The organism is Paraburkholderia bannensis (genome assembly GCF_014200455.1).
Taxonomy (GTDB): domain Bacteria; phylum Pseudomonadota; class Gammaproteobacteria; order Burkholderiales; family Burkholderiaceae; genus Paraburkholderia; species Paraburkholderia bannensis_A.
Genome location: NZ_JACHBW010000007.1, coordinates 1 through 12,301, shown reverse-complemented (window position 1 = coordinate 12,301; position 12,301 = coordinate 1). Strand labels below are relative to the sequence as shown.

Below are 12,301 nucleotides of genomic sequence, written 5' to 3'. Positions count from 1 at the left end.
ATCGCCCCATTTTTGCGTCGATTTCCCCTTCGACGACCGCCGCCGTGACCGCCCCGCTCCTCTTTCACCCCTGCGCCGACGCCGTCTACGGCTTTCCCGGCGCGCGCCTGCTCGCCTGCGCAGATTCTCCGTGGCAACACATCGAGGTCTGGGACACGCCGCAGCTCGGTTGCCTGTTCGCGCTGGACGCACGCCCGATGACTTCGGCCGGTGACGAGTTCATCTATCACGAGTGCATGACGCACGTGGCCGCGCTCTCGCATCCGGCGCCGCGCGCCGCGCTCGTGCTGGGCGGTGGCGATGGCGGCGCGGCGCGCCAGCTGCTGCGTCATCCCGGCATCGAGCGCATCGTGGTCGCCGAGCTGGACGCCGATGTCGTGCGTCTAACCGCCGACTACCTGCCGGAGGTGCGCGGCGGCGCGTTCGACGATCCGCGCGTGGAACTGGTGATCGGCGACGCCGCCGATTTCGTCGCAAAGGCCTCGGCAGACCATCACGCCTTGCCCTTCGATCTGGTCGTCTTCGATCTGACGCCGCCGGATTCGCCCGCTGCCGGACTTTATGCGCCGCCGTTCTACGCCGCGCTCAAACGCATCATGAGCGAAGATGCCCTCGTTTCGCTTCACCTCGGCTCGCCGCTGTATCACACAGCGCGCGTAGGCGCGCTGCTAGACGGCTTACGCACGGCATTTGCGATCGTGAGGCCGCTGGGTGCCTGGGTGCCGCTCTACGGCTCGTTCTGGCTGATGGCCGTGGCAAGCGACCACATCGACCCCGTGGCGCAGTCTGAGGCGATGTTGACGGCCCGCATACAGGAGCGAGAGCTGGAGGGCTTGCGCTTTTACGACGCGCGGCTGCATGCGACACTCCTCGCTGCGCCGCAAATGTTCCGCGATAAATTAGGTCAATTCCTACAGCTTTAGGATGCGCAAGATTGCAGAATTGTCTGGTTCGTTACATTTGTTTGCGTGCCGCCAGTTCAAGCATCCGGCTGACTACCACCTGCCCGTAACCTGATCTGGAGAGCCCCGATGACCCCACCCCGCCCCGCAGGCGTGCCGTGGCTGACGCCGTATCTCACGGTGCGCGATGCGCGCGCCGCGATTGCTTTCTTCGAAGCGGCCTTCGGCTTTGCGGTACGCGACAGCGTGGAGGACGAGGGCGCGGTGATGCATGTGGAAATGACCTATCACGATCAGCTGATCGTGATGTTCGCGCCGGAGGGCGCTTTCGGTTCGACGGCCCGCACGCCGAAGAGCTCGGACGCGATCGCCCCCCAGTCCTTTTATCTTTACGTCGATAATGTCGACGCGGTATATGCGCGGGCGCTCGACGCCGGCGCGAAATCGTTGAGCGAGCCGCAGGACCAGTTCTGGGGTGACCGTTTCGCTCAGGTCGAAGACCTCGACGGTTACCGCTGGGCGCTTGCTCGCCATCTGTCATGAAGCAATGAGAACCTGTCTTATGCCCCGCTTTTTCGTCGGCAACTCCCTACAGTCCGGCGACGTCTTTACCCTCCCCGACGAAGTCACGCGACACGTCCAGGTGCTGCGCCTGCAGCCCGGCGACACCATCGTGCTGTTCAACGGCGTGGGCGGAGAATTCAGCGCCGAAATCATTTCCATGGAACGCCGCGACACCCAGGTGCGCGTCGGCCCGTTCCGCGATATCGAAACCGAACCGCCGTACCGCCTGACGCTCGCGCAAGGCATCGCCGGCAGCGACAAGATGGACTGGCTGATCGAAAAGGCCGTCGAGCTTGGTGCAACGAGCTTCGTGCCGCTCACCACCTCGCGCAGCGTCGTGCGCCTCTCGGGCGATCGCGCCGTGCGCCGTCAGGCGCACTGGCAGCGCATCGTGCAGGCGTCGTGCGAGCAGTGCGGCCGCAACCGCATGCCGGAAGTCGCGCCTACGCGCGAAATCGGCACGTGGCTGGGCTCGCTGCCCAAGACGCCGGGTGACGGCGAACTGCGCGTGCTGCTCTCGCCGCGCGCGAACGTATCGTTCGCCACGCTGCCGAACACCCCGCCGCTCGGCGAAATCACCGTGCTGGTCGGTCCGGAAGGCGGCTTTTCATCGCCGGAAGAAGCCGCGGCGCTCGATCACGGCTTTATCGCCGTGGGTCTTGGGCCCCGCGTGCTGCGCACTGAGACCGCCGGAATCGCGGTCCTGGCGGCCCTCGCCGCCCGCTGGGGCGGTTGGTGATCCGCGTTTGGTGATCCGCTGTCCCCCGATCCCTTGGCCACACGCCAGGCAGGTAAAAATGACAAGGCCCGCCGGTCGCGACGACCGGCGGGCCTGTGTTTTTTTGTCGCAGGAATACGACGTTATCGGTCTTGCTGCAAGCGTTCAGGCGAACGAATAAAACACGCGGAACGGCACCTTGCGCTCAGCCCAGTACTCCGAAGCTTCGCGGAACACGTCGAGCAGCGTCTCGCGGCCGTCCTTGTCGAACTTCTGCGCGATCGGCAAGCCTTCGAGCACGACCACGAAGCCGGGCTGCTCGCCCGCTTTCTGCACCATGTCCGTCAGGCAGTCGTAGAGCCCGTCGTAGTTCTTGCCAAAATGCTTCGGAAACAGAAACGATGTGGCGATCGTTTCCAGCACTTCCTGCTTGGTTTGCGCGTTCGCGCAGAACGCATAGAGGAAATGCTCCTGCAGGCGCTGCGCCTCGTCGGCCAGATCCTGCACGCGGAACGCGCGAATCGACTGGACGATGTTCGGACTGACGGTCGCAAACAGGCTCATGGCCTCCTCGTTCGATGAATGCGCCTCGCCCGTGCGCGCAGCGTCGCGCTGCTGGTCATCATGCTTCATCTGCATAACGCGCTGGAACAGGTTGCCCTCGCCGGACGCGAACAGATCGCTCGCGACCCGGGGGTCGTGCGCGTAAGTGTTATCGCTCATGCCGCTCTTCCCGGTGTCATTCAACAATTCGCCTGAAACTGGCGTAGTGGTCGTCGGTGTAATAGCAATTGTCGGTACGCCGAAGCGCTCCACCACAGATGATGCGCCGGGCGCCCCGATTGCGCGCCGCAGGCGTCGGTACCGTGTACTCGTGATAGTAACCACGCCGATGTTTGGGCAACTGCCGCTCATAATTGCCAAACACGGAGCCATCTTTCTCGAACGGGTAAGGACCGCCCTCATTGATCAGGCCGAGCGTATCGACCGCCTCCCGAGGCAATTCACCCATGCTCACGGTGCCAAAGGCCGCACCGTTATCGTCCGCAGACTGCGTGCGCGCCGTGGCGACCTGCGAAACGGCCAGTACCGCCCCCAGAAAAACGCCCGCTGCAAGTCGCTGCAAACGCTGGGACGATCGGCCCAAAACACTGTGGGAACAAGGACTTGCGATTGAAATCCCGCCGCCTGAGCGCTCTGCCCGCGCGGCTGTTTCTCCAGTCGTTTCGTCAGGCAGTCCTATCTGTACCATCTACGGATTCCCGGCTCCCGGATCACACGTTCGACGACCATGAAAGGTGTAAGGGTATCGCTAATGGCACCTGGAAGCAATCACGGCCCGGCAGCCGCAACGGGGGCGTGACGGTGAGCAACCGGCTATCGGGTAATTTTTACAATCAAAAACACGGCGGCAAGGCGCCTGGGAGACACGCCCGCCGACGGTGAAAAAAGTCCACCGCCGGCGAGGTTCGGGACGAGCAGATTAACGCGTCGCGTTCACATCCGCGACCAGCAGCGCCGTCATGTTGACGATGCGGCGCACCGTCGCCGACGCCGTCAGCACATGCACGGGCTTCGCGGCGCCCAGCAGGATCGGCCCGATGGCGATATTGTTGCCCGCCGCCGTCTTCAGCAGGTTGTACGAGATGTTGGCGGCGTCGATGTTCGGCATCACCAGCAGATTCGCTTCGCCTTCGAGGGTCGATTCCGGCAGGATTTCGCGGCGCAGGTTCGCGTCGAGCGCGACGTCGCCGTGCATTTCGCCGTCAACGTGCAGGTCGGGCGCGCGCTCGTGCAGGATCGCCAGCAGATCGCGCATCTTCTGCGCCGAAGGCGCGTTGCTCGAACCGAAGTTCGAATGTGAGCACAGCGCGATCTTCGGCTCGATGCCGAAGCGGCGCACTTCCTCCGCCGCCATGATGGTGATTTCGGCGAGCTGTTCGGGCGTCGGATCGACGTTCACATGCGTATCGACCACGAAAATCTGGCGGTTCGGCAGCACCAGCGCGTTCATCGCTGCATAAACGTTGCAGCCTTCCTTCTTGCCGATGATCTGGTCGATGAAGTGCAGATGGCGGTGCGTCGTGCTGACCGTGCCGCAAATCATGCCGTCGGCTTCGCCCTTTTCCACCAGCATCGCGCCGATCAGAGTGGTGCGGCGGCGCATTTCGAGCTTCGCCATCTGCGCCGTGATGCCCTTGCGTGCCATCAGCTTGGCGTAGGACTGCCAGAAATCGCGATAGCGCTCGTCGTGATCGGTGTTGACGACGGTGTAATCCTGGCCCGCGACCAGACGCAGACCGCAGCGCGCGATGCGCTGCTCGATCACCGCCGGACGGCCGATCAGGATCGGCTTCGCCAGCTTTTCGTCGACCACGATCTGCACCGCGCGCAGGATGCGCTCTTCTTCGCCCTCGGCGAACACGATGCGCTTTTTCTCCGCCTCCACCGCGCGCGCGATCTGAAAGATCGGCTTCATGGTCGTGCCGCTGTGATAGACGAACTGCTGGAGATGCTGCTCGTAGGCGTCCATGTCTTCGATCGGACGCGTGGCCACGCCCGAATCCATCGCCGCGCGCGCGACGGCCGGAGCGATCTTGACGATCAGACGCGGATCGAAAGGCTTCGGAATCAGGTACTCAGGCCCGAACTGCAGATCCTGGATGCCGTAAGCCGTCGCCACGACATCGCTTTGCTCCTGGCGCGCCAGTTCCGCGATGGCGTTCACGGCGGCGATCTCCATTTCGCGCGTGATCGTGGTCGCGCCCACGTCGAGCGCGCCGCGGAAGATGAACGGGAAGCACAGCACGTTGTTCACCTGGTTCGGATAGTCCGTGCGGCCGGTGGCGAGCACGGCGTCCGGACGCACTTCCAGCGCGAGCTCGGGCAGGATTTCCGGCGTGGGGTTGGCCAGCGCCAGGATCAGCGGCTTCGCAGCCATCTGCTTGACCATCTCCTGCTTGAGCACGCCGCCCGCCGAAAGGCCGAGGAAAATATCCGCGCCTTCGATCACTTCGGCGAGCGTGCGCGCCTCGGTTTCACGGGCGAAGCGCTCCTTGTCCGGATCCATCAGCTCGGTACGGCCCTTGTAGACCACGCCGGCGAGGTCGGTCACATAGATGTTTTCGAGCGGCAGGCCCAGATCGACCAGCAGATCGAGACAGGCCAGCGCCGCCGCGCCCGCGCCCGACGCCACCAGCTTCACCTGCTTGATGTCCTTGCCGACCACCTTCAGGCCGTTGGTGAACGCCGCCGCCACCACGATGGCCGTGCCGTGCTGGTCGTCGTGGAAGACCGGAATCTTCATGCGCTTGCGCGCTTCACGCTCGACGATAAAGCACTCGGGCGCCTTGATGTCTTCCAGATTGATGCCGCCGAAGGTGGGTTCGAGCGCGGCGATCACGTCCACCAGCTTGTGCGGATCCGATTCGTTCAGCTCGATATCGAACACGTCGATGCCGGCGAACTTCTTGAACAGCACCGCCTTGCCCTCCATCACCGGCTTCGAGGCGAGCGGCCCGATATTGCCGAGACCAAGCACCGCCGTGCCGTTCGAGACGACGCCGACAAGATTGCTGCGCGCCGTGAAGCGCGCGGCGTTGAGCGGATTCTCGACGATCGCCTCGCAGGCGAATGCCACGCCCGGCGAGTACGCAAGCGAGAGATCGCGCTGGTTGATCATTTGCTTGGTCGGCGCGATGGCGATTTTCCCGGGCGTCGGGAACTCGTGGTAATCGAGGGCGGCTTCGCGCAGCTTGTTCGTAGCGGAGTTCGGGGAGGAATTCGACATGGCAGGCGGGAGATGGGAGGTGAGTGCGGATTAGAATGACAACTCGAACGCAGACCCGATCGATTGTAGCGCCAATACCGGGGCGCATTCCTTTCAGTTCGGGTGCAACTGCCGCGACCGGATTGCAGCAGACGCCGCGCCGTCGAGCCGTCATACTGCGCACCGCATTGCCCGACGCATTGTTCGACGCATTGCTTGAATTTCCCGTCATCGTCCACCTTTCGTCATGCTTTCCGAGTTCTCCCTGATCGATCGATACTTCGCGCAACGCGCCCGCACCGGCGCGCGCCGCGCAACCCTGGGCATCGGCGACGATTGCGCGCTGATCGCGCCCGCCGCCGGCGAGATGCTGGCCGTATCCACCGACATGCTGGTGGAAGGCCGCCACTTCTTCCCGGATGTCGATCCGCATGCGCTCGGCCACAAGGCGCTCGCCGTCAATCTTTCGGATCTGGCCGCGATGGGCGCGCAACCGCTGGGATTCACGCTCGCCTTCGCCCTGCCCAAACCCGACGAAAACTGGCTTGCCGCCTTCAGCGCCGGCATGTTCGAACTCGCCGAGCGCCACGATTGCGAATTGATGGGTGGCGACACCACGGCCGGGCCGCTCAACCTGTGCCTCACGGTGTTCGGCTCGGTGCGGCAGGATGTCGCACTTCGGCGCGACACCGCCCAAACCGGCGACGACATCTGGGTCTCAGGCACGCCCGGCGACGCGCGCGCGGGCCTCGCCGCGATTCGCGGGGAATGGCCGCACGCCGCCATCGACTCGACCGACGCCGCCTACTTCCGCCGCGCGCTCGAATATCCGCAGCCGCAGGTGGCGCTGGGTCTCGCGCTGCGCGGCGTGGCGCGCGCGGCGCTCGATATTTCGGACGGCCTCGCGGGCGACCTGCGCCATATCCTGACGCGCTCGCACGTCAACGCAGATATCGACGTGGACGCACTGCCGCTGTCGGACGCGCTGGCGCGACTGCCGCGCGAGTTGCAGCTGCAGTGCGCGCTCGCGGGCGGCGACGATTACGAACTGTGCTTCACGGCCGCTCCGCAACAACGCGAAGCCGTCGCGGCGGCGGCGCAACAGGCCGGTGTGCGCGTCACCCGCATCGGTACAATCACTTCCCGGGATACGGCGTCCCAGGCGGCGCACGAGCAGCCGGACGCGGCCCCCACGATGACCTGGCGCGACCGCGCCGGCACGCCACTCAACCTGACGTTGCAAGGTTTCGATCACTTCCATGCCGACTGACCCCACGCCCTCGCCCGCCGACGACCTCGCGACGGCCGGCCAGCCAGCCGACACAACGGGCGCCAGCAGCCCGAACAGCGCCGGCAGCAGCGCAATCGCAGCGAAAGGTCCGCACCGCGCCGATCTGTCGTTCATGTTCGCGCACCCGTGGCACCTCGTTTCGCTTGGCTTTGGCGCGGGGCTCTCGCGCCTCGCGCCCGGCACCGCCGGCACGCTGTTCGCATGGGCGTCGTACGAAGTGCTCAACCGCTATATCAGCGTGCTCGACTGGGGCATCCTGATCATCGGCGGGTTTCTGGCGGGCATCGGCATCACGGCTTTCACCGCAAAAAGACTGCGCGTAGAAGACCCGTCGTGCATCGTGTGGGACGAAATCGTGGCCTTCTGGCTCGTGCTGCTGATGATTACGCCCATCGATTTCGTCGGCAAACTGTGGGCGTTCGCCATCTTCCGTTTCTTCGATATGGTCAAGCCGCCGCCCATCCGCTATTTCGAGCGGCGCTTCAAGGGCGGCTTCGGCATCATGGTCGACGATCTCGTCGCCGCATTCTTTACGCTGCTGGTCATCGCGCTCTGGCGCATGTCCGTCTGAGCCGCCACCCAATCCAACTCTCGCCATGCCTACCGATTCCGTCGTCCACCAACTCGCGATCCGCGCCGGCAACAAGCTGCGCGACGCCCGTCTCATGCTCGCGACCGCCGAATCCTGCACAGGCGGCATGGTCGCCACCGCCGTCACCGATGTTTCGGGCAGCAGCGGCTGGTTCGAGCGCGGCTTCGTCACCTATTCGAATCAGGCGAAGACCGAGATGATCGGCGTGCCTGCCGAGCTGATCGAAAAACACGGCGCGGTGAGCGAGCCGGTCGCGCGCGCGATGGCCGAAGGCGCGCTGCGCAACAGCCGGGCACAAGTGTCGCTGGCCATCACCGGCATCGCCGGTCCGGGCGGCGGCACGCCGGAAAAGCCGGTCGGCATGGTGTCGTTCGGCTGGAGCAACCGGCTGCATACGAGCGTCGAAACGCTGGTGTTCAAGGGCGACCGCGAACAGATCCGCGTGCAGGCCGCCGCGCACGCGCTGCGCGGGCTGCTTGCCTTGATCGACGAACAGGAACGTTGACGGCAGGCCGGCACGCGGCCGCCGCACTCACCGAGGAGGCCCGCTCCATGGCCATCGCGCAAACCGAGATTGAAGAACTGATCCGCCGCTTCGGGCTCGAACCGCATCCCGAAGGCGGCTATTACAGCGAGACCTATCGCGCCGACACCTTCGTATTGCGCGAAGGCGCAAACGACGCCGACGGCACGCGCGCGGCCTCCACCGCCATCTACTTTCTGCTGGCCAACGGCGCGTATTCGGCGTGGCATCGCATCCGCTCCGACGAGGTCTGGCATTTTTACGCCGGCTCGCCCATCGAGATTCACGCGATCGACGAACGCGGCGTACTGTCCACGCGCAAGCTCGGCCACGCGCTCGACCATCCGGGCACGGTGTTCCAGGCCGTCGTGCCCGGCGGCCACTGGTTCGCGGCCCGTTGCTGCGATCCGTCCACTTACGCGCTGGTGGGCTGCACGGTCGCGCCGGGGTTCGAGTTCAGCGAATTCGAGATCGGCGATATCGCCGCGTTGAGCGAAAAATATCCCCTGCATCGCGCGCTGCTCGAACTGCTGGGCAAGCCCGCTGCAGTCGCCCGAAAAAACTGAGGCGTACCCGCAAAAAAAACGGCGTGTCCGAAGACACGCCGAAATCGCCCTACCACTCTGACGGCCTTGCGCCGGCCGCTCTTGCACGCTCCCTACAGCGTGTCCTTCACATCGGTTTGCCTTACTTCGTCACGATCTCCACACGGCGATTCGGTGCGAGGCAGGCGATCACGGACGGCGTCGCCTTCTTGCCGGGACATGACTGCACCGGATTGGCCGCGCCAAAACCCTTGATATCGACGCGTTTCGCCCGCACGCCTTGCAGCTTCAACGCGGTGGCGACGGCCAGTGCGCGTTTCTGCGAGAGTTCGAGGTTGTGCTCGCTCGAACCGAAGCGGTCGGTATAGCCGACGATCGTGAGCTCGTTGATGCTCGCACCGGAGGCATTCCACTGCTGCGCCAGCAATTCGACCTGACGATGGCCTTCCGGCTTCATCACCGCGCTGTCGAAATCGAACAGCGCATCGGCCGAAAGCGCAATCGGCTTTGCCGGAACCGGGGCGGGAGCGGGAGCCGGGGGCGGCACGCACTTGTCGAGCTCGGCATTAACCTGCTGCGCCAGCTTCTGTGCACGCTCGATCGCGTCCCAGCCATGCACCCAGTGCGTCGCGTGGGTTTCGTCCTGCTCCTTCCACGCTTCGTCGGTCAATGCGGAAAGACGTCCCGCATCTTCGCCGCGGCACGGCGACTGCGACGCGCGCTGGTTGGTGCGCTCGATTTCCTGCAGCGCCTTCACCCACTTGTCGCGCGTTTGCGCCGACGGCCAGTTCTTCTGGCCGTAGATCGGCTGAAACGACACGCTGTTGTCGATGAAATGACGGCCATTGTTGAGCGCACGGGCCGCCGCGTCGTTGTAGACGCTGGACACCAATACGTGGCTGTCCTGACGATCCGCGATTTCAAGCCAGCCCTCGGCCAGACCGCGCTGATACGGATCGGCGATCTTCTGTGCGGCGGGCATCAGCGCCTGAGCATCGCTGCCGACGCTGGCGAACGCTTGCGCGCTCGCGAGCGCAGCCAGCAACGCACCGCAAATAATGGATTTATTCATGAGTTTCTCCGTGCCCGCCACGGTTTCTCGTGGCGGGCCTGGCTAACGGTAGCGGCCGATCAGAAGCCGATCGTCGCGCCGACCGATACGCCGGTGCTGCCGTAGCTGCTGGTCGAACGAGCGACGTGAGCGTTGACGAGCACGCGATCCGACACATACCAGTTCGCACCGAGCGCAAGGGCGCTTTCACCGCCGTAGGTACCCGCGGCCACCGACATCTGGAAGTTGCCTTCAGCGCGAGCGTTCGGCAGCAGCGACGAGGCTGCCATCGCCGTCGCGCCCAGCACGTTCATCTGCTTCTTCACGATGCCGATCTGCTGGTTCGTGTACGAGTTGGCTTGCGTGACGCCTTGCTGGACCTGCGCCGCGGTGTTGGACTCCGCGTTGCTGATCGCATCGTTCAACTGGTTCACGTTGACCGCGTCGGTGCCTTGCGTGCCAGCCGCGACGTTGGTGACCTGGCGCTCATTGCCCGCCGAGCCCACCGACACCGTGTTGTCACGATCGGCCACCGAACCTGCGCCCAGCGCCACCGCGTTGTTCGCGCTTGCCGTCGAACCTGCGCCGATCGCCGTCGACTTGCTGCCGGTCGCGTTCGAACCCGCGCCGTATGCCGTCGATTGCGTGCCGCTCGCCACCGAATTCGCGCCGCCTGCCGTGGCATGCGTACCGCTTGCGCTCGCGGCTTCGGTGTTGCGGTCGCCCTGCGCCGAGAACATCGGGTCCGTCGCGCCGTTGTCGATCATGTTCGTCACGCTGGCGATCGCCGCGTTCATCTGACCGAGGTTGACCGCGTCGCTATTCACCGTGCCATCTGCCACGTTGTGGATTGCCACTGCCGACGTTGCGCCCGAACCGCCCAGCGTGATCGAGTCATGCGCCGACGAGTCGTACATCACGGCGTCCTGCACCTGACCGGCGATGTTCGTCACCGACTGGCCAAGCGCATACAGCTGCGAACCGTTTACCGCGTCCACGCTCGTTGCGCTCACCGCGCCGTTCGCGACGCCCGTCAGGACACGCGCGCCCGCCGTACCCGTGAAGTCCACGGTCGTACCGCCCGTGTCCTTCGCCACCGTCACCGTGCTCGACGGCGTGGCTTGCTGCACCAGGCCGATCGAGCCGTTGTTGATGTTGTTCGTCAGGTTCGTGATGTCCGTCGTGTTCTGCGTCACACGGCCGTCCAGGTTGGTCAGCGCACCGCCGACGTTGTTGTACGTGCCGCCGCCGATGTTGTAGGTCGGGTTCGAGATCGAACCGTCGCTATTCACCGTCGAACCGCCGCCCAGCGAGCTGGCCGTGGAGCTGGCGAGGCTGTACAGCTGCGAGCCGTTGACCGCGTCGAGACTCGATGCCGTCACGTCGCCTGCCGCCACGTTGTGGAGCTTCACTGCCGACGTTGCATCCGAACCGCCCAGCGTCACCGAGTCATGCGCCGACGAGTCGTACATCACGGCGTCTTGCAACTGACCGTTGATGGTCGTGATGTCGCCAGCCAGGTTCGAAATGCTCTGGTTCGTCACATAGAGCTGCGAACCGTTCACCGCATCCACGCTCGTTGCGCTCACCGCGCCGTTCGTCACCCCCGTCAGGACACGCGTGCCCGCCGTACCCGTGAAGTCCACGGTCGTACCGCCCGTGTCCTTCGCCACCGTCACCGTGCTCGACGGCGTGGCTTGCTGCACCAGGCCGATCGTGCCGTTGTTGATGTTGTTCGTCAGGTTCGTGATGTCCGTCGTGTTCTGCGTCACACGGCCGTCCAGGTTGGTCAGCGCGCCGCCAACGTTGTTGTACGTGTCGCCGCCGATGTCGTAGGTCGGGTTCGAGATCGAACCGTCGCTATTCACCGTCGAACCGCCGCCCAGCGAACTGGCCGTCGAATCCGCGAGGTTGTACAGCTGCGAACCGTTGACCGCGTCGAGGCTCGATGCCGTCACCAGGCCGTTAGCCACGTTGTGCAGCGCGACCGGCGCAGCGCCCGAACCGCCCAGCGTCACCGAGGTGTGCGCCGACGAGTCATACATCACGGCGTCTTGCAGCTTGCCATTGATGGTCGTGATATCACCTTGCATGCTGGTCACATCCCCTGCGAGGTTCGTCACGTTCGTGTTCGTCGCATACAGTTGCGAGCCGTTCACCGCGTCCGTGCTCGATGCGTTGAGCTGGCCATTCGCCACGTTCGTCAACACCACCGGTGCGCTTGCACCCGAACCGCCCAGCGTCACCGAGTTGTGCGCCGACGAGTCGTACAGCACGGCGTCCTGCAGCTTGCCGTTGATGTCGGTGATGTTGCCCGAGATATCGGAGATGCTCTGGTTCGTTGCG

Annotated in this window: 12 protein-coding genes; 7 read left to right on the top strand and 5 right to left on the bottom strand. The window is 64.6% G+C overall.

Annotated features, from left to right (window positions below):
* Nucleotides 1–44: 44 nt before the first annotated feature.
* From speE to F4827_RS13070, 3 genes are all read left to right on the top strand, one after another.
* Nucleotides 45–923 (top strand): polyamine aminopropyltransferase, encoded by an 879-nt coding sequence (speE, locus tag F4827_RS13080; RefSeq protein WP_183724378.1) that lies wholly within the window; start codon nucleotides 45–47, stop codon nucleotides 921–923.
* A gap of 108 nt (nucleotides 924–1,031) precedes the next feature.
* Complete coding sequence (locus tag F4827_RS13075; RefSeq protein ID WP_183724377.1) at nucleotides 1,032–1,445, top strand: glyoxalase/bleomycin resistance/extradiol dioxygenase family protein; 414 nt, start codon at nucleotides 1,032–1,034, stop codon at nucleotides 1,443–1,445.
* A gap of 19 nt (nucleotides 1,446–1,464) precedes the next feature.
* Complete coding sequence (locus F4827_RS13070; RefSeq protein ID WP_183724376.1) at nucleotides 1,465–2,205, top strand: 16S rRNA (uracil(1498)-N(3))-methyltransferase; 741 nt, start codon at nucleotides 1,465–1,467, stop codon at nucleotides 2,203–2,205.
* Between the two features lie 144 nt (nucleotides 2,206–2,349).
* Here F4827_RS13070 and F4827_RS13065 read toward each other — a convergent pair whose 3' ends face one another.
* The 3 genes from F4827_RS13065 to F4827_RS13055 all read right to left on the bottom strand — a co-directional run bounded on the left by F4827_RS13065 (nucleotide 2,350) and on the right by F4827_RS13055 (nucleotide 5,974).
* Nucleotides 2,350–2,907 carry a barstar family protein gene (locus F4827_RS13065; protein WP_183724375.1) on the bottom strand — a complete coding sequence of 186 codons (558 nt, stop codon included), beginning with the start codon at nucleotides 2,905–2,907 and terminating at the stop codon, nucleotides 2,350–2,352.
* Nucleotides 2,908–2,923: 16 nt separating this feature from the next.
* Entirely contained in the window at nucleotides 2,924–3,331 is a 408-nt protein-coding gene (locus F4827_RS13060; RefSeq protein ID WP_260175201.1) for a ribonuclease, read from the bottom strand.
* Between the two features lie 336 nt (nucleotides 3,332–3,667).
* On the bottom strand, nucleotides 3,668–5,974 hold the full coding sequence (locus F4827_RS13055) for an NADP-dependent malic enzyme (RefSeq protein WP_183724374.1): 2,307 nt from the start codon (nucleotides 5,972–5,974) through the stop codon (nucleotides 3,668–3,670).
* A 226-nt stretch (nucleotides 5,975–6,200) separates the two neighbouring features.
* Between F4827_RS13055 and thiL the strand changes: the two genes are divergently transcribed.
* From thiL to F4827_RS13035, 4 genes are read left to right on the top strand one after another with little or no spacing between them, the layout of a single operon-like run.
* Entirely contained in the window at nucleotides 6,201–7,223 is a 1,023-nt protein-coding gene (gene thiL, locus F4827_RS13050) for a thiamine-phosphate kinase (protein ID WP_183724373.1), read from the top strand.
* Nucleotides 7,213–7,815, top strand: coding sequence for a phosphatidylglycerophosphatase A (locus F4827_RS13045; RefSeq protein WP_183724372.1), 603 nt, complete (start codon nucleotides 7,213–7,215; stop codon nucleotides 7,813–7,815). Before thiL ends, F4827_RS13045 begins: the two co-directional genes overlap by 11 nt.
* A gap of 25 nt (nucleotides 7,816–7,840) precedes the next feature.
* Nucleotides 7,841–8,341: a CinA family protein gene (locus F4827_RS13040; RefSeq protein ID WP_183724371.1), complete on the top strand. Its 501-nt coding sequence runs from the start codon at nucleotides 7,841–7,843 to the stop codon at nucleotides 8,339–8,341.
* 47 nt (nucleotides 8,342–8,388) lie between these two features.
* Complete coding sequence (locus tag F4827_RS13035; protein WP_183724370.1) at nucleotides 8,389–8,925, top strand: cupin domain-containing protein; 537 nt, start codon at nucleotides 8,389–8,391, stop codon at nucleotides 8,923–8,925.
* Nucleotides 8,926–9,046: 121 nt separating this feature from the next.
* Here F4827_RS13035 and F4827_RS13030 read toward each other — a convergent pair whose 3' ends face one another.
* Both F4827_RS13030 and F4827_RS13025 read right to left on the bottom strand, forming a co-directional pair.
* Nucleotides 9,047–9,976 (bottom strand): OmpA family protein, encoded by a 930-nt coding sequence (locus F4827_RS13030; protein ID WP_183724369.1) that lies wholly within the window; start codon nucleotides 9,974–9,976, stop codon nucleotides 9,047–9,049.
* 59 nt (nucleotides 9,977–10,035) lie between these two features.
* Nucleotides 10,036–12,301: YadA-like family protein (locus F4827_RS13025; RefSeq protein WP_183724368.1), on the bottom strand; the 2,266-nt coding region annotated here is incomplete at its 5' end.